Annotated in this window: 21 protein-coding genes and 1 tRNA gene; 9 read left to right on the top strand and 13 right to left on the bottom strand. The window is 48.2% G+C overall.

Going from position 1 to position 20,444, the window contains the following annotated elements:
* Position 1 precedes the first annotated feature (1 nt).
* The 5 genes from CIK04_RS00500 (at position 2) to CIK04_RS00480 (ending at position 3,828) form a co-directional block, all read left to right on the top strand.
* Positions 2-1,189, top strand: coding sequence for a beta-ketoacyl-[acyl-carrier-protein] synthase family protein (locus CIK04_RS00500; RefSeq protein ID WP_097353230.1), 1,188 nt, complete (start codon positions 2-4; stop codon positions 1,187-1,189).
* Positions 1,182-1,646 carry a hotdog family protein gene (locus tag CIK04_RS00495; RefSeq protein ID WP_097353229.1) on the top strand — a complete coding sequence of 155 codons (465 nt, stop codon included), beginning with the start codon at positions 1,182-1,184 and terminating at the stop codon, positions 1,644-1,646. Before CIK04_RS00500 ends, CIK04_RS00495 begins: the two co-directional genes overlap by 8 nt.
* Positions 1,643-2,368: a 3-oxoacyl-ACP reductase FabG gene (gene fabG / locus CIK04_RS00490; protein WP_039447807.1), complete on the top strand. Its 726-nt coding sequence runs from the start codon at positions 1,643-1,645 to the stop codon at positions 2,366-2,368. The genes CIK04_RS00495 and fabG overlap by 4 nt, the downstream gene beginning before the upstream one ends.
* Complete coding sequence (locus CIK04_RS00485) at positions 2,365-3,594, top strand: beta-ketoacyl-ACP synthase (protein WP_097353228.1); 1,230 nt, start codon at positions 2,365-2,367, stop codon at positions 3,592-3,594. Before fabG ends, CIK04_RS00485 begins: the two co-directional genes overlap by 4 nt.
* A gap of 157 nt (positions 3,595-3,751) precedes the next feature.
* Positions 3,752-3,828: transfer RNA gene (locus CIK04_RS00480), tRNA-Pro, on the top strand.
* A gap of 75 nt (positions 3,829-3,903) precedes the next feature.
* On the opposite strand, the gene CIK04_RS00475 is transcribed toward CIK04_RS00480, so the two are convergent.
* Both CIK04_RS00475 and CIK04_RS00470 read right to left on the bottom strand, forming a co-directional pair.
* A complete protein-coding gene (locus tag CIK04_RS00475) occupies positions 3,904-5,154 on the bottom strand; it encodes a HAMP domain-containing sensor histidine kinase (RefSeq protein ID WP_039447804.1) in 1,251 nt (416 codons plus the stop codon).
* Complete coding sequence (locus CIK04_RS00470; protein ID WP_017420986.1) at positions 5,126-5,794, bottom strand: response regulator transcription factor; 669 nt, start codon at positions 5,792-5,794, stop codon at positions 5,126-5,128. Before CIK04_RS00470 ends, CIK04_RS00475 begins: the two co-directional genes overlap by 29 nt.
* Positions 5,795-5,885: 91 nt before the next feature.
* Here CIK04_RS00470 and CIK04_RS00465 point away from each other — a divergent pair, with 91 nt between their 5' ends.
* Entirely contained in the window at positions 5,886-7,079 is a 1,194-nt protein-coding gene (locus CIK04_RS00465) for a DUF5666 domain-containing protein (protein WP_097353227.1), read from the top strand.
* Between the two features lie 189 nt (positions 7,080-7,268).
* Here CIK04_RS00465 and CIK04_RS00460 read toward each other — a convergent pair whose 3' ends face one another.
* From CIK04_RS00460 to CIK04_RS00445, 4 genes are all read right to left on the bottom strand, one after another.
* Positions 7,269-8,468: a NupC/NupG family nucleoside CNT transporter gene (locus CIK04_RS00460; RefSeq protein WP_017420988.1), complete on the bottom strand. Its 1,200-nt coding sequence runs from the start codon at positions 8,466-8,468 to the stop codon at positions 7,269-7,271.
* A 224-nt stretch (positions 8,469-8,692) separates the two neighbouring features.
* Positions 8,693-9,637 carry a LysR family transcriptional regulator gene (locus CIK04_RS00455; protein WP_017420989.1) on the bottom strand — a complete coding sequence of 315 codons (945 nt, stop codon included), beginning with the start codon at positions 9,635-9,637 and terminating at the stop codon, positions 8,693-8,695.
* A gap of 45 nt (positions 9,638-9,682) precedes the next feature.
* Positions 9,683-10,654 (bottom strand): lytic transglycosylase domain-containing protein, encoded by a 972-nt coding sequence (locus tag CIK04_RS00450; RefSeq protein WP_017420990.1) that lies wholly within the window; start codon positions 10,652-10,654, stop codon positions 9,683-9,685.
* 51 nt (positions 10,655-10,705) lie between these two features.
* Entirely contained in the window at positions 10,706-10,987 is a 282-nt protein-coding gene (locus CIK04_RS00445; protein ID WP_017420991.1) for a YcgL domain-containing protein, read from the bottom strand.
* 175 nt (positions 10,988-11,162) lie between these two features.
* On the opposite strand from CIK04_RS00445, the gene minC reads away from it, so the two are divergent.
* Genes minC through minE form a run of 3 tightly spaced genes read left to right on the top strand, consistent with a single transcriptional unit; the run spans position 11,163 to position 12,926 of the window.
* Positions 11,163-11,825, top strand: coding sequence for a septum site-determining protein MinC (gene minC / locus CIK04_RS00440; RefSeq protein ID WP_097353226.1), 663 nt, complete (start codon positions 11,163-11,165; stop codon positions 11,823-11,825).
* A gap of 22 nt (positions 11,826-11,847) precedes the next feature.
* On the top strand, positions 11,848-12,660 hold the full coding sequence (gene minD / locus CIK04_RS00435) for a septum site-determining protein MinD (RefSeq protein WP_011149811.1): 813 nt from the start codon (positions 11,848-11,850) through the stop codon (positions 12,658-12,660).
* A 2-nt stretch (positions 12,661-12,662) separates the two neighbouring features.
* Positions 12,663-12,926 (top strand): cell division topological specificity factor MinE, encoded by a 264-nt coding sequence (minE, locus tag CIK04_RS00430; protein ID WP_017420993.1) that lies wholly within the window; start codon positions 12,663-12,665, stop codon positions 12,924-12,926.
* Between the two features lie 82 nt (positions 12,927-13,008).
* Here the strand turns inward: minE and rnd are convergent, their stop codons facing one another.
* The 7 genes from rnd to CIK04_RS00395 all read right to left on the bottom strand — a co-directional run bounded on the left by rnd (position 13,009) and on the right by CIK04_RS00395 (position 20,433).
* Positions 13,009-14,124 (bottom strand): ribonuclease D, encoded by a 1,116-nt coding sequence (gene rnd / locus CIK04_RS00425; protein WP_127891379.1) that lies wholly within the window; start codon positions 14,122-14,124, stop codon positions 13,009-13,011.
* Positions 14,125-14,211: 87 nt separating this feature from the next.
* A complete protein-coding gene (gene fadD / locus CIK04_RS00420) occupies positions 14,212-15,909 on the bottom strand; it encodes a long-chain-fatty-acid--CoA ligase FadD (protein WP_097353225.1) in 1,698 nt (565 codons plus the stop codon).
* A gap of 121 nt (positions 15,910-16,030) precedes the next feature.
* Entirely contained in the window at positions 16,031-16,885 is an 855-nt protein-coding gene (locus CIK04_RS00415) for an alpha/beta fold hydrolase (RefSeq protein WP_097353224.1), read from the bottom strand.
* Positions 16,885-17,439 carry a Slp family lipoprotein gene (locus CIK04_RS00410; protein ID WP_011078255.1) on the bottom strand — a complete coding sequence of 185 codons (555 nt, stop codon included), beginning with the start codon at positions 17,437-17,439 and terminating at the stop codon, positions 16,885-16,887. Before CIK04_RS00410 ends, CIK04_RS00415 begins: the two co-directional genes overlap by 1 nt.
* A 41-nt stretch (positions 17,440-17,480) precedes the next feature.
* Positions 17,481-17,786 carry a hypothetical protein gene (locus tag CIK04_RS00405; protein WP_011149807.1) on the bottom strand — a complete coding sequence of 102 codons (306 nt, stop codon included), beginning with the start codon at positions 17,784-17,786 and terminating at the stop codon, positions 17,481-17,483.
* 25 nt (positions 17,787-17,811) lie between these two features.
* Entirely contained in the window at positions 17,812-18,513 is a 702-nt protein-coding gene (tsaB, locus tag CIK04_RS00400; RefSeq protein ID WP_038939428.1) for a tRNA (adenosine(37)-N6)-threonylcarbamoyltransferase complex dimerization subunit type 1 TsaB, read from the bottom strand.
* Positions 18,514-20,433 carry an ATP-dependent DNA helicase gene (locus CIK04_RS00395; protein ID WP_097353223.1) on the bottom strand — a complete coding sequence of 640 codons (1,920 nt, stop codon included), beginning with the start codon at positions 20,431-20,433 and terminating at the stop codon, positions 18,514-18,516. It abuts the gene before it with no gap.
* Positions 20,434-20,444 lie beyond the last annotated feature (11 nt).

The raw sequence follows: 20,444 nt of genomic DNA, 5'->3' as shown, positions 1-20,444 counted from the left end.
AATGAATTCACACCTTTCTCAACCCATTTATATTCATGGCTGTGGCTTCCACTCAGCATTGGGGGCCACTGCAGAGCAGATCCACCACGCACTGCAACATAATCACAGTGCGCAAATGCAACAAGCTGTGGATCAACTCAACACGGGCACCGCCACCATCGTTGGTCGAGTGAGCGACGCGTTGCCGGAGCTGCCATCATCGCTACGTGAATACGACTCAAGAAACAACCGTTTAGCCCTCTCTGCGCTGCAGCAAATTGAGCCCGTAATTCAAAAGGCCATTCGACAATATGGCGCAGACCGTATCGCCGTGGTTATCGGCACCAGCACCTCTGGTATTGCCGACGGCGAAAACGCATTTGAGCAGAAGCTGTCGCAAGAGCACTTCCCGAGTGATTATCACTACCGCAAACAAGAGCTTGGCAACGTCAGCGACTTTATCGCCGATTACTTTCAGTTAACGGGGCCTTGTTACGCGATCTCCACGGCGTGTTCATCCAGCGGGCGTGTGTTCATTTCAGCAAAACGCCTCTTACTCAGTGGTATGGCCGATGCGGTGATCGTGGGAGGGGCAGATACGCTCTGTCGCTTAACACTAAATGGTTTTAATGGCTTAGAGGCACTCTCAAATCAACATTGTCAGCCATTTAGTGCCGACAGAAGTGGCATTAATATTGGTGAAGGCGCAGCTTTTATGCTGCTCAGTAAAGCCCCTTCAGAGATCGCCCTGCTCGGTTGTGGCGACAGCTCAGATGCACACCACATCTCCGCTCCTCACCCTGAAGGGAATGGGGCTGAAGAGGCAATGAAAAAAGCGCTGCTAGACGCCAATTTGAAACCAGAACAAATCGGCTATGTTAACGCCCATGGCACGGCAACTCCGCTCAACGACAGCATGGAAAGCAAAGCCATCTTTCGTCTTTTTGGCTCATCGGTGCCCGTTAGTTCAACCAAGCACCTAACAGGTCACACATTAGGCGCAGCCAGTGCCGTTGAAGCGGCCATTGCATGGCATATACTGAAATACAACTTAGATTTACCGCAACAAGGATGTCAGAACAAAGCGGATGACATAGAGGTCACGCTCGTCGAACAGCCAATGAAATTGGCACACAAGGCGATACTTAGCAACTCTTTCGCCTTTGGCGGAAATAACATCAGTCTGATATTTGGATATCCTCATGAATAAGCTGCCCAGCATTGAGACCTTGCTGCCCCACGACGCTCCGATGATCTTAATTGATCGGGCGATCAGCGTTGCGGAGGAGTCGATTCACTGTCAGGTAGACATTGGCCCTCACCTCGCCTTCTTCCATACTGAAACGCAAAGCGTTCCAGGTTATGTGGGTATCGAGTTTATGGCGCAGTCTATCGCGGCTTGGTCTGGCTATCATGCGCAGCTGAAAGGCCAAGAGCCACCGATCGGTTTTCTCCTTGGTGGCAGGCGTTATCAAGCGATGTGCGATACCTTTCAGCTAGGGCAGACACTCGATATCTACGCAGAGCAGTTGATGGAAGACAACGGCATGGCCGTGTTCACTGGTCGAATCGAGATCTCAGGTGAGACTGTCGCAAAATGTCAGTTGAACGTTTATGTTCCGACGGAAGAAAAATTACAAGAAATGAAAATCAGGAGTCAAGAATGACCCGTCAAGTGTTAGTCACAGGGGCCAGTAAAGGCATCGGCAAAGCCATCGCCATTCAATTAGCGAAAGATGGCTTTACCATCGTCGTTCACTACATGGGCGATAAGCAAGGTGCCGAGCAAACATTGGCCATGATTGAACAAAACGGTGGCAGTGGCCGTTTAATTCAGTTTGATATTAGCCACCGTCAACAATGTCGTGAGCGTATTGAAGCCGACATCGCACAGCACGGCGCTTACTACGGTGTGGTCAATAACGCGGGTATCACCAAAGACACCGCTTTCCCAGCGATGACAGAGGCAGAATGGGATGGCGTAATTCACACCAACCTCGACAGTTTTTATAACGTCTTACACCCTTGCGTAATGCCGATGGTGCAAAAACGCAAAGGTGGACGCATTGTCACTTTAGCTTCAGTCTCTGGATTAATGGGCAATCGAGGCCAAACCAACTACGCCGCTGCCAAAGCGGGGGTGATTGGCGCAACCAAATCATTGGCTCTCGAGCTGGCGAAACGCAAAATCACGGTGAACTGTGTTGCCCCTGGGCTGATTGATACTGGCATGGTAGATGAGCATGTCAAAGAGCACGCTTTACCTCAAGTCCCGCTACGCCGCATGGGTGAACCGGAAGAAGTGGCTGGCTTAGTCAGTTATTTGATGTCTGACATCGCAGGTTATGTCACTCGCCAAGTGATTTCGGTTAATGGAGGCCTAATATGAATCGCAGAGTTGTTGTCACCGGTATGTCTGGTGTCACTGCATTTGGCAATGATTGGCAAAGTGTCGAGCCCAAATTACGCGCGCTAGAAAATGCCACTCAGTTTATGGAAAATTACCAACAGTACGAAGGGTTGAACACCAAACTTGCCGCTCCCGTGGTCGATTTTGAGCTCCCTTCGCATTACAAACGTAAACAAGTTCGCGGTATGGGCCGCGTGTCCAAATTAGCCACCGTGGCGACTGAAAACGCGCTACGCCAAGCAGGCTTAATTGGTGACGACGTACTAACGAATGGCCAAACTGGCATTGCTTACGGTTCATCAACTGGCTCAACTGACGCCATTGGCGCATTTGGCGTGATGCTGAACGGCAAAACCACCAAAGCGATCACCGCGACGACCTACGTTCAAATGATGCCGCACACCACCGCCGTCAATGTGGGGCTCTTTTTTGGCCTACGTGGCCGTGTTATCCCCACGAGCAGCGCATGTACATCAGGCAGTCAAGCCATTGGTTACGCCTATGAAGCAATCAAGCATGGTTACCAAACCGTCATGGTGGCAGGGGGAGCTGAAGAGCTTTGTCCAACCGAATCAGCGGTATTCGATACCTTGTTTGCGACCAGCTTGAAAAATGATCAGCCAAAAACAACGCCAAGCCCTTACGACAAAGATCGTGATGGACTCGTGATCGGCGAAGGTGCAGGCACGCTGGTGCTAGAAGAATACGAACACGCCAAAGCACGCGGCGCAAAAATCTACGCTGAAATCATCGGTTTTGCCAGCAACTGTGACGCGGCGCATGTGACTCAGCCGCAGATGGAAACCATGCAAATCTGTATGGAAATGGCCCTGCAAAACGCGGATTTACATCCAAAACACATTGGCTATGTTTCTGCGCATGGCACTGCGACAGACCGTGGCGACATTGCCGAAAGTAACGCGACACAAAATGCCATTGGCAAGGTGCCAATCAGTTCATTAAAGAGCTATTTTGGCCACACATTGGGCGCATGCGGTGCCATCGAGGCATGGTTGAGTATTGAGATGATGAATAGTGGCTGGTTTAGCCCAACCCTAAATCTCAATAACCTAGACCCAGATTGTGGTGACCTGGATTACATTGCTGGTGCTGGCCGCGAGATGGATATTGATTACATGATGAGCAACAACTTTGCTTTCGGCGGTATCAATACTTCCCTCATCTTTAAACGCGTTCGCGATTAGCGTACTCAACGGCTGCTTTAGGCAGCCGTTTTTGATTCCTTCACCCTCAAAATCACCGCTGTTTTTTTATACAAACTGTTCATTCTGTCGCCTAGCTTTTATTGTTGATAAACAAAGTGTTGACGAGTCACCTCCTTACCATTACAGTAACTGCCATCGGACTGTAGCGCAGCTTGGTAGCGCACCGTCATGGGGTGTCGGGGGTCGGAGGTTCAAATCCTCTCAGTCCGACCATACACCTAAAAAAAGAGAGCTTCGGCTCTCTTTTTTGCTATTTGGCGCTCGGCATTATCAAGGTGCCGTCTATTCCTATGCCTCTGCCGAATGAAAACGCACTTTCGCGATAAAATGCGTACCGTCATCTTCCATGCTAAACGCCCAATCCATACGTTCACAAATGCGCTCAACAATCACCAAGCCACATCCATAACCTGCGTTGTAAGTTTCATTGCCGTCATGTCGGTTCTGAATTTCAAAACAACACTGATGTAGCGCAATGTTGATACTGCCAACGCTATAGCTGAAAGCATTTTTGATGAGGTTATTAATGACGATGGTGATAAAGCTTTCTGGAGCTCGAACCTGGCTCGGCTGCGACAGATCAAGCGCATAACTCGAGCCCTGACGAGCAAACAAAGGCTCGAGCAACGCCAGTTGCTGTTCCAACGACTGCTGAAGATCGTAATTGCCAAAGTGATGTGGCTCTATCTCCGATTTACCCAACAACAAAAACGTCTCCGTCAGCACCTTCATTTCTTGACCCGCTTGATGCAGACGACGTATCGCTTTTTGCGCGACTTGGGGTTGCCCTTCCACTCGGCTAAGAATATCGGCGGAGCCCTGAATCACCATAATCGGTGTCCGCAGCTCATGAGAAGCGAATCGGCTAAACTCCTGCTCACGTTGGAAAAATCCTGCGATATGATTTTTGCTGTCTAGCAGAGTCTGCTCAATATGGCGCGTTTCGCTGAACGTGGTATCGATGCTAAACGGCGGACAATCCGGTGGCATTTGACTAATTTTATGTTCAATTTCCGTCAAGGGTTTCGACAGAATGCGAACCATATACACCCCATAGAGCAGCATGGCGATGGAGAGTATGCCGCCCAACACAAAAGTCACTTGGTGCAAGGAGCTTTCATACTCATCCAGGTAATCATCCGAATCATCTTGGAAAACGATGTACATATTACCAACACCGGAAGGATGAGCAAAAACGACAAAATGTTTGTCCTCTTCCCCTTGCAGGTATTCATAGAAACCTGGTTTGGAAAAAGCCAGCAGCCAGCTCGGTATCTCTTTCTCGCTCCAGTAACTATCAAACTCCTGCGGATTGGGTAACGGAGCTTGCTCCTGCAATGTTGCGTAATTCTCTTTGTACAGAGCGGCTTCTGTGTCTAACCAGTGATGCAAACTTAATACTTCCAGCTTATTTTCCGCCACATAGATCAAGCTCCAAAACAGCGAAAACATCAGAAAGGTCAGAACGCCAAAGCTCCAACGGATCTTGCGGTAAATACTGGGATAAGCGTTATGCTTTGAGTCGGTAACCTTGTCCATGAATGGTCTCTAATCGTGATTCTGAAAAACCTTTGTCCAATGCGGTGCGCAAACCGTAAATGTGGCTACGCAGAGCATCGCTCCCCGGCGGTTCATCGCCCCACACGCTTTCAATCACTTCAACGCGTGACACGATTGCTGGCGCTCGCTTCATCAATAACGTCAAAATTCGCGTCTGAATACGGCTCAGTTTGATCAACTGACCTTGACGTTCAACCTGCTCGGTTTTGACATCTAAGGTGATGTCGGCAAATTTCAACACACCAATATCTTGTCTTGGCCCTCGGTTGGCCAATGCATGCAGTCGCAAGCTCAGCTCCTGCATCGCAAAAGGTTTCAATAGGTAATCATCGCCACCAGCAGTAAAGGCTGCGATTTTGTCATCCAACCCCTGTTTTGCGGTTAGAAATAGGATGGGTGTCCCACAAAGATAGTCTTCTCTGAGCTTTTTCACCGTACTGATGCCGTCCAGCTTTGGCATCATTATGTCCATGACAATCACATCGTAGTGGTTCGTTTCAATCAACCGCAGCGCCGCTTCACCATGATAAGCACAATCGATAATGATGCCTTCAAGCTCCAGGTAGTCGGCAATCGTTTCTGCCACATTGTGGTTATCATCCACTAACAAAATTTTCATTCAGTTTTATCTCTTCACGATCGCTTCACATCTCATTTCCTAACATGGCGAAAAACCAAACATCCACCATTCATATAGGGTACATATAGAGATGAAGAAGCTGACTTTAGTAAGCGCGTTAACCTTAGTTTTATCGGCTTGTGGAGGAAGTAACAGTTCAACACCAGCACAACCCGATGTTGCTCCCAAAACAATCACCGGTACCATTGACTCCGTAGACCCACAACACCGCTCTGTTGTCGTCAATGGGCACCAATATACCGTCGAGCAAGTATCGTATTCCTCGGCCAACATTGAGTTAAGTGCACTGCAACCCAATATGATGATTCGCATCGCCCCAAACACCGGTGTGCAACGCGATTCCGCCAGCGGCCAAGCAGACACTTTTTCGGCGCAATTAGAGCCGACCATGACTGGGGTGATCAGCAACATCAACCCCACAGACCGCAGTTTTCGCATTAATGGTGCGACGCTGACATTTGCTCAGCTCAGCCCAGAAATTACAAATGGCGACTGGGTCATGGTCTCTTCTCTTCCAACCGCCGATGCGGGATACAAAGTTCTGTCGGTCGTGAAGTTTGATGATCCCGCTCTGGTTGGCCATGTTGAAATCGAAGGCCGCATCAACAGCCTCGATGCCAACAGCGGTACATTTAAATTGGGCGCTGGCATTACAGTAAATTATGACAATGGTACCGTTATTGAGCCACATCAACCACTTGAAAACGGTCAATGGGTAGAAATTGAAGGCCAATTTGCCAATAACGTGTTTGCCGCCAACGAGATTGAGATCGAATCTTACGATAACCTTGATGACGACAACGAAATCGAAGGCATTGTCACTTGGGTGGCGGGTGACCAATCACAGTTCGAGTTGAACTACCGTGGCATGTTTACCGTCGATGCGCACACTCGCTTTGAAGATGGCCACAAAGGTCTATTGGTCGCAGGGGCAGAAGTGGAAGTCACCGCACAATCAAGTGCAAGCAACGAGCTGCTTGCGCGTGTGGTGGAGTTTGACGAACAAGATCACGACAGCAATTGGAACGGTCACGAGTTTGACTGCGATGGCACAGTGAATCTATATAATGCTGAGCAGCGCTCTATCACCATGGAGTGTTACGATGACGGCGTTAATCTTGGTGAGAAAGTGATCTATATTGATGCCAATACGCGCTTTGAACACATCCAAGAGTCGGAGCTGCAAGGTGCACGTATTGAGGCCGAAGGCATCATGTTGAATCAACAACACATCGCACGAGAAATTGAACGCGATATCGATTAATCCGCGTTGATATTGTGCTGCAGATGAGTGGTTGACATCGTCATCACGTAATCGCAAAAAGGCAGAGGAAAACCTCTGCCTTTTTCTTATTTATCAAAATGATAGAGTATAAAAACAAATAATGGCAGTACGATGCTTCACTTTGTCCAGAAGCGCGTAAGCATCGACTGTCATCTGTTTTCTTATCGCTTACAGGCTTAAAATCACGCCCGCAATCGATGCGCTCATCAAGTTCGCCAAGACACCAGCGGTAATTGCACGGAAGCCGTACTTCGAAATGAACGAGCGTTTCTCAGGCACCAAGCTACCCAAACCACCGATCAACATCGCCATTGTGGAGATGTTAGCAAAACCACACAGAGCAAAAGTCACGATCGCTTGCGAGTGTGCACTCAGTTCTTGTTTCACTTGCATGAGCTGAATAAACGCTACGAATTCGTTTACCACAATCTTATTGCCGATCAGAGAACCCGCGGTAATGGCTTCATGCCATGGAATCCCCAACAACCAAGCGACTGGCGCGAACAGGTAACCTAAAATCAACTCAAAACTGAGAGAGATGCCAAACCAACTGCCGACCCAGCCCAAAAGGCCATTCAGCAGTGCAATCACGCTGACAAACGCCAGTAAGGTTGCCCCTACCGCTACCGCAATACGCAAGCCCGACATCGCACCGTCTGCCATCGCTTCCACCACGTTGGTCGCTTTTGGCATCTCAACGTTTTCCATCTGCACATCTTCCGCCTGAGCTTCAGTTTCAGGCATCAAGATTTTGGCCATCAAAAGACCAGCAGGTGCCGACATAAATGCCGCAGCAATCAGGTAGTTCAGTTCCACACCCAAAGAGGCATAACCCACTAAGGTACCGCCTGCTACTGAAGCAAGGCCACAGGTCATGACGGCGAAAAATTGCGAGTCACTCATGTGCTTTAAGTAAGGTTTAACCACCAACGGGGCTTCAATCATGCCAACGAAGATGTTAGCGGTTGCAGAAAGCGATTCAGCGCGGCCAGTCCCTAACAACTTTTGTAGGGCGCCACCAATCAAGTTGATTACTTTCGGCATCAATCCAATATGGTAAAGGCCTGAGATCAAGGCAGAGAAGAAGATGATGATACCAAGAACGTTAATCGCGAAAGTAAAACCGCCGGTTGCCAAACCGCCGAACAGAAAAGCGATGCCTTCCTGCCCATAGTTAATCAAATTGGAAACCGCGCCCGTCACGCCATTTAGCGCATTTTTACCCGCAGGCACATACAGTACCAACAACGCAAAGGCCACTTGCAATGCAAACGCCAATCCTACCGTTTTAAGACGGATATTTTTTCTATTGGTAGAAAGCAGCCAAGCAAAAAGCAAAATGGCTACGACACCCAAGAGTGAGTTCATAGTGATTATTTCCAGAGAGGGGGAACAAGGAAGGCGCGGATTGTATTACCAGCCTCGTAAGATGCAAGTCGAGAATGTTAACAAGGTGGTTCATTAGAAAAACGCAATAAAACCAAAGCACTTAACTCATTGAATAAAAACAAGATAAACGTTTGCCTCGTTTTATTGTTTCCATATGGAAAATATGTTTCTGGAAATAGAAAATATTTGTGACTCAAATCACTCTAATCGGGAAAGCTGACATAGGGCTCAAGCTGTTTGTCCCAATGACACGGCGTACCGATTTTTTGTTTAATGAAATCGATGACAGCAGAGGTTTTTTTCGGCATATGCTGGCGGCTAGGATACACAGCGTAAAATGGCATTTCCTGATTCGCGCGCCAATCTGGCAACAGTTGAATCAGTTTCCCCGTTCTAAATTCATCACCGAGCAAGTAGGTCGCCAGATAGCCAATTCCCCACCCAGAGATCGCCGCATCCCGAACCGCCTCAGCCAGATCGACCGAATAATTACCCGACACCTTAACGCTAAGGTGCTCTCCTTGGCGACGAAACGCCCAACTGGTGTAGTCACGCTCCCAGCTTCGGTAAATCAGGCAGTTGTGATTGGCGAGATCGTTGGGCTCTTTCGGTGCATCATGCTGCAACAAATAGTCCGGAGACGCCGCGACAACGAACTGACAATCCGCTAAGCGCTGAGCAATGTAGCCTTCTGGTAAATGCTCATGGTTGGTGATCCACAAGTCTAACCCTTCTTGCAGCATGTCGACTTTGTAATCAAACAAGTGCATTTCCACTTGCAGTAGCGGGTATTTCTGCCGCAGTTCATCAATGGCCGGGAGAATATGCAAAGTACCAAAGGATTGCGACAAGCCAATTCGTACTAAACCGGCAATTTCATCGCGCTGGCTCTCCATTTCATATTGCGCGTTATTCACCGCCTGCACCACTTGCTGGCAATGGTGATAGAAGGCCAGTCCGGCTTCAGTCGGTGTAAAGCTGCGCGTGGTGCGTTGGATCAACTTGATCCCCAATGATGCTTCGAGTTGCGCCAGTTGCTTACTGACATGAGAAACCGACACCGCTAAGCTCTTAGCTGCAGAAGTGAAGTTTTGATGTTTGACGAGGGCGGCAAAAACCACCATTTGTGCTGCGCGTTCAGATAACATGTTTATCGCTGTTGGCTTGTGGCTAACGCCACAAGCCGAATTGAATTAATTTTTGATGCGGTCAGCCAAATGGCTCACTGCCAGTGCAAAGTAATGCGAGCGATTCCACTTCATCAACACATTGTAGTTGTTGTAGACCAGATAAGCGCGGCCATTCTCATCATCAGGCATCACTAACCAAGCTTTAATGTCTTCGTTTAGCTTAGGTAACGGGCGGCCATTGATGCTGGTAATACCCAGTTTTTTCCATTCCTGCAGGTATTTGCCTTTCGCCTCTTCTCGCCCTTCCAGCTCAAGATCAAACCCTTTAGGTACGCGCACTTGGCGACCCCAAGTGTATTTGTCATCCCAACCAGATTGGCTGAGGTAACTGGCTGTTGAAGCAAACACATCGGCTTTGGTGTTCCAGATGTCTTTCTTGCCATCACCGTTGCCGTCTGCCGCATAGGCAAGGAAAGAGCTTGGCATAAACTGACACTGCCCCATCGCGCCTGCCCAAGAGCCTTTGAAGTTTTCAAACTCTATATGGCCTTGGTCTAAGATTTTCAGCGCGGCCATGGTTTCGGCACGAAAGAAAGCTTCCCGACGCCCTTCATAGGCCATGGTTGATAAAGCATCAACCACAGGGAAATTGCCGGTGAACTTACCAAAGTTACTTTCGACGCCCCAAAGCGCGACGATAAAGCGTGCTTGTACGCCATAGCGATCCGCAATCTGGCTTAATTCGGTGTAGTGTTTTTCATAGAGATCTTTGGCTTGTTTCACTTTCCAATCCGGCACCGCACGAGGAAGATATTCATCCAGCGTTTGCTTTTTCTCCGGTTGGTTGCGATCGGCTTTCACCGCTCGTGGCTTAAATTGCACATCGCGAAAGGCTTGCTCTATGGTTTGAGCCGAAATACCTTCTTCTGCCGCTTGGGCTTTTAAACGCTCAAGATACTGCTCAAAGCTTTCGGTGTTCGCCCACGCCGATGAACAAAGTCCGATGCTGAGTATCGCGGTTACCAATTTTTTCAAATAGTCCTCCTTGAGCAATCGAGCTGACCTACTTCACAAGGCGTTTAAACCTTAGTCTTCTTTCTGCTGCGCTTTACGCTCTTTATGTTGTTGTAATAGATTTTCTGGCGGAGGTGGCAGTTGCAAGAAAAAGCCCTCGTTGTTGAGCGATTCTTTTACTTTTTCAATGTTCACTAATGCCAAACTACGCCCTTCAAGATTCACCGTCATCACATGAGAAGGCTTACCGAACATCTGCATTAATGTGTCAGGAACCTGTGAAAAATCATCTTTTTTGGGGATGTAAAGATATGTGCCTTCTTTCTTAGAACTTTTATAGATAGAACAAAGCATGACAAGCCTTTTGTGCTGATTTTCGCGTTTGACACGCGAAATTTAATTTAAACCTAATTTTTTAGACGAAATCACTTATTTGACAGCAAGAGAACTTGCTGCGTATTGGGATGAAATATAACATGACAGCCTTAGTAAAAGACAACGCTCTTTCAACAAAGGCAAGAAGTATCTAATGTCTCACTCTCCAGACCTAAAAGGTAGCAGCTTTACGTTATCGGTTCTGCACCTTTGCAACAACTCGGTCGACACGGCTATCGAATTTGTCCAAGAAAAAGTTGAGCAAGCGCCCGCTTTTTTCGCGGCTGCACCTGTTGTGATCAATATCGCCAACGTTGAAGGCGACCTCGATTTTGTCGCGCTAAAACAAGGCATATCACAAGCCGGTTTTATTCCTGTTGGCATTACTGGAGCTAAAGATAAACGAACCCAGAATCTGGCTTCCGATGCTGGGTTTGCCATCATGTCGACCAGCAAATCGCCAACGCAGGCTCCTGCAAAGATGGCACCGACCAAAATTGTTCGCACCCCTATTCGTTCTGGCCAGCAAATTTACGCTAAAGACGGGGATTTGGTCATTCTTAGTCACGTCAGTGCGGGGGCCGAAGTTATCGCCGATGGCTCGATCCATATTCACGGCACCTTACGTGGCCGAGCGATTGCCGGGGCAAGCGGCCAAAAGGAAGCACGAATTATTTGCCATGACTTGCAAGCAGAGCTGATCTCAATTGCGGGCAACTACTGGCTCAGTGACCAAATTGAACGCCAATTTTGGCAGCAAAAAGTGATGTTGAGCTTGGTGGACGAATCACTCCATCTCGAAGCGCTCACTCAGTAAAGAATTAAAAGGAAATCACACAATGGCACGCATTATTGTTGTTACTTCGGGTAAAGGCGGGGTTGGCAAAACCACGTCCAGCGCCGCGATTGCTTCAGGCCTTGCGCTGAAAGGAAAAAAGACAGCGGTTATCGATTTTGATATCGGCCTACGTAACCTAGATTTGATCATGGGCTGTGAACGTCGTGTGGTCTATGACTTTGTTAACGTGATTAATGGCGAAGCGACGCTCAATCAGGCGATGATCAAAGACAAACGCGTCGACAACTTATTCATTTTGCCCGCTTCTCAAACGCGCGATAAAGATGCGTTGACCAAAGAAGGGGTCAAACGTGTGTTGGATGAGCTCGATGAGATGGGCTTTGATTTTGTCATCTGTGATTCACCCGCAGGCATCGAGCAAGGTGCGTTAATGGCGCTATACTTTGCAGATGAAGCAATTGTCACCACTAACCCAGAAGTCTCTTCTGTGCGAGATTCAGACCGTATCTTGGGGATTTTGGATTCGAAATCTCTGCGTGCAGAACAAGGACTTGAGCCGGTCAAGCAGCATCTCTTGTTGACCCGTTACAATCCTGCTCGCGTGAATCTTGGCGAAATGCTGAGCGTTGAAGACGTCGAAGAAATTCTGCATATTTCTCTGCTTGGTGTCATTCCTGAGAGCCAAGCGGTACTGAATGCCTCGAACAAAGGCGTGCCCGTGATTTTTGATGAAAACACCGATGCTGGCATGGCCTATTCAGACACAGTTGATCGCCTACTGGGTAATCAAGTGGATTTTCGTTTCCTTACTGAGGAGAAGAAAGGACTGTTTAAACGACTGTTTGGAGGCTAAATATGTCACTGCTTGAGTTTTTCCGCCCACAAAAAAAGACCTCTGCAAGCCTCGCTAAAGAGCGTTTACAGATCATCGTCGCCGAGCGCCGCAGCCAAAATGATCCTGCGCCTTCATACTTGCCACAGCTGAAAGAAGACATTCTTAAGGTAATCAGCAAATACGTTGCGATTGATCCGTCGATGGTCGATCTCACATTTGAGCATAAAGATGACGACATTTCCGTCTTGGAATTGAACGTGAAACTACCAGACGAAGAGAAGTAACCTTTCTTTCATCGGATAGAAAAACAGACGGCTGAGACCGTCTGTTTTTATTTATCCATAAAGCAAATGCTTCTAGCGTGCTCTAAATTAGTTTGTTCATTTTTTCGCCCAGAATGTCTAAGCGCCAACCTTGCATCAAATCTGGCAGGCGATTTTGATCGCGCTGATGTTTCCATACCCAACTGATCAAGTGATTAGTCTGCTTCTTCGACGCTAAAAACTCGCTCGCTAAACCTGTCGCTTTTGACGCGCGAGTGACTTCATCTTTGAGTTTTTTGAACAACTGTTTATAGCCCGGCAAATCCATCAAGCGTTCAATTGGCGCGGGATAATCTTCAGGGTCCGTCTCACGCGCCGACTTCACCATCGCAGCAATTCGATTGCCATGACGCTGTACTGAGCGAACATCCATCCCCTCTTCTTCCATGCGCTTAAAACTGGTTAACCCTAAACGAGCCACCGTGAGTAAGTCGTGTTCTTTGAAAACAAAGTTCAACGCTAAGTCGCGACGAATCGCCTCTTGCATACGCCAAGTCGCAAGCGGTTTGAGTATTGCAAGCTCTCTTGGCTTAAGCTGCCAAGCCCCTTTTATATCGAGGTACGCCTCTTCGACATTCGGCGTTTTTACGCGCTTGCTTGCTTGCAGTTCGCTCTCTTGTTGAGCCGCTTGCCACCAGCCCGCTGCCATCACTTTTTCCAACAAGATGTCGTACAGCGGCAGCAAGTAGTGAACGTCTGCCGCGGCGTATTCAAGCTGTTTGTCACTCAGAGGACGAGCCAACCAGTCCGTACGCGACTCACTCTTATCCAGTTCCACGTTAAGGTACTGCTCTACCAACGCGGCAAAGCCCGTCGATAGACCGTGCCCCAAAAACGCAGCCATGATTTGCGTGTCCACCATCGGCGCCGGAATCGTGCCAAATGCATTATGAAACACTTCCAGATCTTCGCCACATGCATGCAGAACTTTCATTACCGAGGCATCGTTAAGTAACTCAGCGAACGCACTCATATCAGTCAGAACCGTCGGATCAATCAGCGAGAGGGTGTCACCATCAAAAAGCTGAATTAAGCCCAATTGTGGGTAATACGTTCGGGTGCGGACAAACTCAGTATCCAACATCACAACGTCTGCTTCTCGCGCTTTACTGCATACCCTAACTAGGTCTTGGTTTTCGGTAATAATTTGGTAATTCACTCGTCTCTCGCTATCGCTTTGAAAATAAAAATGCCAGCCTTGGAATTCGGCTGGCATTTTAACACTCTTCGTGACACTTTGCGCGGCTTACGCTGCCTCATTCTCTTTGCCAAGCTTAGCATCATTTTCATCGCGTAATACGCGACGCAAAATCTTACCAACGTTGGTTTTCGGCAGATCTTCACGGAACTCAATCAACTTCGGCACTTTATAGCCCGTCAAGTGCTGACGACAGTGGCTGATGATTTCTTCTTTGGTTAGACTTGGGTCACGCTTAACCACATAAATCTTAACCAGTTCACCAGACACTTCGTGTGGCTGACCGATGGCCGCCACTTCAAGGACTTTGCCGTGCAGCGCAACCACATCTTCGATCTCGTTAGGATAAACGTTGAAACCAGACACCAGAATCATATCTTTCTTGCGATCAACAATGTGCAAGAAACCATCTTCATCGAATTTGACGATATCGCCAGTCGACAACCAGCCCTCGCTGTTGATCACTTCTTTGGTCGCTTCAGGACGCTGCCAATAGCCTTGCATCACCTGAGGACCACGCACCTGCAGCTCACCCGTTTCCGTGTTAGCTAACGCTTCACCTTCATCGTTGATAATACGAACTTCGGTTGAAGGTACTGGCAGACCAATTGAACCATTGTAATCGACAAGGTCATGTGGATACGCAGCAACGAGAGGAGAACACTCGGTTAAACCGTAACCTTCGAGAAGGTAACAACCTGTGGTTTTCTTCCATTTATCCGCCACCGCACGTTGAACAGCCATACCACCGCCAACCGCCAGTTTAAGATGGCTGAAGTTCAGCTCATGGAAATCTTCATTATTGACCAGCGCGTTAAACAGCGTGTTTACCCCGGTAATGGCGGTGAATGGGTATTTTTGCAACTCTTTAACAAACCCTGGAATATCGCGAGGGTTGGTGATCAATAGGTTGCGGCCACCCATTTCAATGAACAGCAAGCAGTTCACCGTCAACGCAAATACGTGATACAGCGGCAGCGCAGTCACCACAAGCTCACGGCCAGGCTGAAGAACCGGGCCATACATGCCTTTAGCTTGCATCACGTTAGCAATCATATTGCGGTGAGTAAGGATTGCACCTTTCGCGACGCCCGTGGTACCACCGGTGTATTGCAAGAACGCAATGTCATCGCCAGTCATAAAGGGTTTGACGTACTGAAGACGACGGCCTTTGTGCAAGGCTTTACGCATCGAGATGGCCCCAGGCAGATCGTACTTTGGTACCATGCCTTTGACGTACTTCACGACGAAATCAACGATGGTGCCTTTCGCACGAGGCAGCATTTGACCTAGGCTGGTGAGCACCACGTGTTTCACTGGCGTGTTTTCAACAATTTGCTCTAGCGTATTGGCAAAGTTTGACACAATAACAATCGCAGCAGCACCAGAGTCATTCAACTGATGTTCTAGTTCACGTGGCGTGTAGAGCGGGTTAACGTTTACCGCGATACAGCCCGCGCGCAACACGCCAAACAGCGCCACTGGATATTGCAGCAGGTTTGGCATCATGAGTGCCACTCTGTCGCCTTTTTTCAGCTTAAGATCATTTTGTAGATACGCAGCAAACGCACGGCTACGCTCTTCCAACTTGCGAAAGGTCATCACCGAACCCATGTTCATAAATGCAGGTTGGTCGGCGTATTTCTGTACTGATTGCTCAAACATTTCGACCAGTGATTCATACTGATCAGGGTTGATGGTTTCAGGTACGTCAGATGGATAACGTGAAAGCCATGGTTTTTCCACGATGTTACTCCTCGTTTAAAGCTGGCCTACGCAAGAGAAGCTTGCGAGATAGCGTCCTTTTTATTTGTTCACTATTACAGCACAGCAGGCATGCTTGAGCACGAAACTCTCAAACACTTGTTTAAATTTTGTTAACTACTCCAAGAATTCGCATTGCGACCTCGAGTGATTGCTCTAAGTGACAGTGATGACCGCCTTGCACTGTCTCAATTTGGGCTGGATTTTTCGCATTTAAGTGACTGATATCCTTAAGCTCACGAAATCCATTCTCGCCTAATATGATCAGATGAAAACAGGAAATTTGGTCTAAAATCGTTTCGGCATGTTTCTGAGACAATCGATAGAGCGAATCACACTTAAGTTTCACATCATGTCGCCATTGCCACACACCGTGCTGCTGAACAACACCACGCTCGACAATCGGTCTCAATAAATCCGCAGAAAGCTGATTAGCGGTTGAACGAAGCGTTAATGCTTCTTCCAAACTATTAAGATTACGGGAGGGTTTCACACGCAAACGATTACGGCTGAGTACCCCTTGCCTGAGCCTTTCAACCGCCTTTTGCGGGGCTTCAGCCAAAGGCCCGTAACCTTCTATCTGAACCAGAGCTGTCACTTGTTCAGGAAAGGCCGCACTATAACAACTTGCAATCAAAGCACCAAGTGAATGGCCTACTAGTAGCAGTTTATTTGGCGATAAAACACGCAAAAACTGATAAACGTCATCGATGTAATCGTGGAATGGATAAAAGTTGTCCACGGATTTGTGAGATGAGTATCCATGCCCCGGCAAATCAAATGCACAGAGGTGAAGCTCTGGTGCTCTTTGGTGGAGATGCTCGATGACAGACTGGAAACTGGCGGCGTTATCTAACCAGCCATGAAGAAAAACGACTGATAAATCAGCCGTTTTCGAATCACCATACTCGATTGCAGCCAGCGTTCCACTGGCGATAGCATAACGCGTCTCACACATTATTTTACATCTTGAATGATTTTTCCGTCACGCGGGAAGTCGCGCATTTGTCGGCAAGTAATCGAATAACACGGGTAGAGGTAGCTTGAAGTGTCATACACTCTCACTCGCTCTTCGATAGTCCAAAGGCGATAACCGTAGCTCTTCACCACAGGAAATACGTAATCATACTCGCCGATTTTGCCTTGCTCTTCCCCTGCAGCAGTGCCGACAACGGTAATCAAACGCCCTTGACTAAACGCAACGGGCTCTAAGTAGCCTTCAAGGTAGGCAACAAAACGTCCATTGGGTTCTTGGCTAATGTCGGGCTTTCCGTTTTTATCGATCGGCAAGTTAACAATTTCAATGCGCGTTTTGTCTTTGAGATTGTCCACTTTAGCAATCACGCCACCCAAACGAACATCTTGCGTCACCACGCCTTGGCTTTCTGCAAAGATTTTATAATCCGTTAGCACTTCTTGGTTTTGCGCCGTCAGCTCTTGTGGGAGAGAACTACACGCCGCCAAGCCGAGCAAAGCGATCATTGCGAAAAGAGAGCGAACCGTTTTCTTCATTATTTACCTGCCTGTCTTCAGTCATCAAAGCAACAAAAGGGTCAAATGTAGATATCGACACCGAGCAACTGGGCAAGTTCCTCTCTTTTGGCTTGATTCATTACGTCCATGTATTCTTGCATTGCGCGTCGAGCATGACCTTCGGGAAGATCATACTGAATTTGCGCTTTATGAATGTCAGATTCTTTGACATTTTGGATGCTATGGGCAACAGCATTGGCTACCTTGGACGTTTGACCAACCGCTTGTTGCTGTTGGTTTTTCGCCACCTTACGCTTGTTGCTGCTTTTATTCGTCCGTTGCGTACCGGGAATAATCGCAGGAGGTAAACCGTTAATTGAAGCCATCGCGTTCCATCACTTTAAGGGGGCGTTATTCACGCCCTGGTAATTTTTTCCAAGCCACGTTATCGCGCAGATAAACTGGGCTAGACTCTTCCACGGCGACCGTATTGCCCGCCGCAAGCTCATACTTAGCAAGGACAACAATATCTTGAGCATCAGGGTAAAGCACCTCACCCGCTTCGATGTTCAACGGCAAATTGGCTAAGCTTTCAGCGTAAGCATCCCATCCTGTACCCGCGCTTGTCCAGCTCTGTTGATCGGCCGTGATATTTTGTGCTAATTGCGCCGGAGGAATGACGCATTCCGCATCCACGGCAAGCCAACTGCCATCTTGCTGACGCTGGTAGCGTCCCCAATAGACTTCATCCATGCGCGCATCAATCGCCGCCACCACCGATGTCGCTCCGTGTACACGGAATGAACCTTGCGCCATCGCTGCCAGTGTTGAAATGCCAATCATTGGCAAATCCGCACCGAATGCTAAACCTTGTGCAATACCGATGCCAATTCGCACGCCCGTAAAACTGCCAGGACCACGACCAAAAGCAAGCGCATCTAAATCGGTCAGTTTCAATCCAGCTTGTTGCAACACCTCTTCCACCATAGGGAGCACTTTTTTGGTGTGGTCACGCGGGGCCACTTCGCTACGTGAAAAGACTTGGTCGCCGACTAAAAGGGCGACTGAACAGTTTTCGGTTGCGGTGTCGATAGCAAGAATTTTAGCGCTCATTCAGTTCTCTGTTTGTTCTGTTAGAAATTGTTGAATCAAATCCAAATCACGGGTTCTTGGGATCGGAGGTAAACTGGCAAGAAAAATGCCGCCGTACTCTCTTGTGACCAAGCGGTTGTCACAGATGATTAACGCCCCACGATCTTTTTGATCTCGAATCAGACGCCCTACCCCTTGTTTAAGCGTAATGACTGCATCAGGCAGTTGTACTTGCTCAAACGGCTCTCCTCCTCGCAATCGACAATCTTCGATACGAGCTTTGAGTAGCGGGTCATCTGGTGATGTAAAAGGAAGTTTGTCGATGATAACACAGCTTAAGGCGTCACCTCTAACATCGATTCCTTCCCAAAAAGCGCCAGTGGCCACCAGCAAGGCATTCCCCAACTCCATAAATTCAGCGAGCGTGCGCTGTTTGCTCATCTCACCTTGCAATAAAACGGGCAAGCCTAAAACCTCGCGAAAACGCTCGCCTAATTCACGCATCATCGAATGTGAAGTACAGAGGAAGAAACAGCGCCCTTGGTTGGATTCAATCACCGGTGCCAACATGCTCACCAGTTTTTGCGCCAAACCTGGGCTATTGGGCTCTGGTAGATAGCGAGGGACGCACAATCGCGCCTGCTCGGCATAATCAAATGGACTTGGCAATGAGAATTGCTTTAGCGGCTTTAAGCCTAAGCGGTCGGTAAAATGACTAAAATCGTCCCCCACCGCCAACGTGGCAGAGGTGAAGATCCACGCGCCCTGTTTGATCTCTATTTGCTCATGAAATTTGTCTGCAACAGAGAGCGGTGTGATGTGCAATGTAAAATGGCGCGGCGAGGTATCAAACCAGTATGAATAGCCCGTGATGCTAGTGTCACACACTCGTTCTAAACGACCTTTAATAAGGTTAGCGCGCTCAAACGCCACATCAAGCAATTGGCAACGACCTAACGCGAGCTTGAGTACGTCGATGGTCAAATCCAACGCATCCACCAAGCGATCCACTTCGCGCTTGATGGATGGCGATTGTAAGGCATCACGCCAATTGCCACGAAAGCCGGGCTCACCCAGCACAATGCGTATATCCATTGCGGTTTGGGCTAATTTTTCCCCTACTTTTTGCAGCTGACGCATGTCTTTCACTTCCGTGCGATAGGCAATTTCAATGTCTTTGGCCAAATCGAGAATCTGGCGGCTGGAGAGTGACTGACCAAAATATTCGCTCGCAATATCAGGCAGTTGATGCGCCTCATCAAAAATAAACACATCCGCTTCTGGGATCAGCTCACCAAAACCTGTCTCTTTGATCGCCAGATCGGCAAGAAAAAGGTGATGGTTCACCACCACCACATCGGCATCTAGCGCTTTTTTTCGCGCTTTTAACACAAAGCAATCTTGGTAACTTGGACAATCTTTACCTAAGCAGTTGTCATTGGTTGACGTGATGGTAGGAATGATCATGCTGTCTTCTGGCAACTCTTCACAATCACCCAAGTCGCCCGTTTTGGTTTCCGAAGACCAACTGCGCACTTTGACCAATTGGCTTAATGAAGTGGAATCCGCTTCATTGTGATGCACTTCGACCATTTGTCGACTTAAACGCTCTAAACACAAATAGTTGGAGCGGCCTTTCAGTAACGCAACTTGTCCAAAAAAGCCCAACGCATCGGTCATCAATGGCAAATCACGATGAAAAAGCTGTTCTTGCAAGTTTTTCGAACCAGTAGAAATGATGACCTTTTTACCACTCAGAAGAGCTGGCACCAGATAGGCGAAGGTTTTGCCGGTTCCGGTCCCCGCTTCAACCACGAGCTGTGTTTGCTGTTGGATCGCCTCGGCGACCGCTTCGGCCATATCGACCTGAGGTTGACGAGCTTGAAAGCCCGGAATGGCCTTGCCTAAAGCGCCTTTGGAAGAAAACGTTTTTGCTATCATTCTGTGTTCTG

It is taken from the genome of Vibrio sp. 03_296 (assembly GCF_002265885.1).
This window is presented reverse-complemented; position numbering and strand designations above follow the sequence as displayed.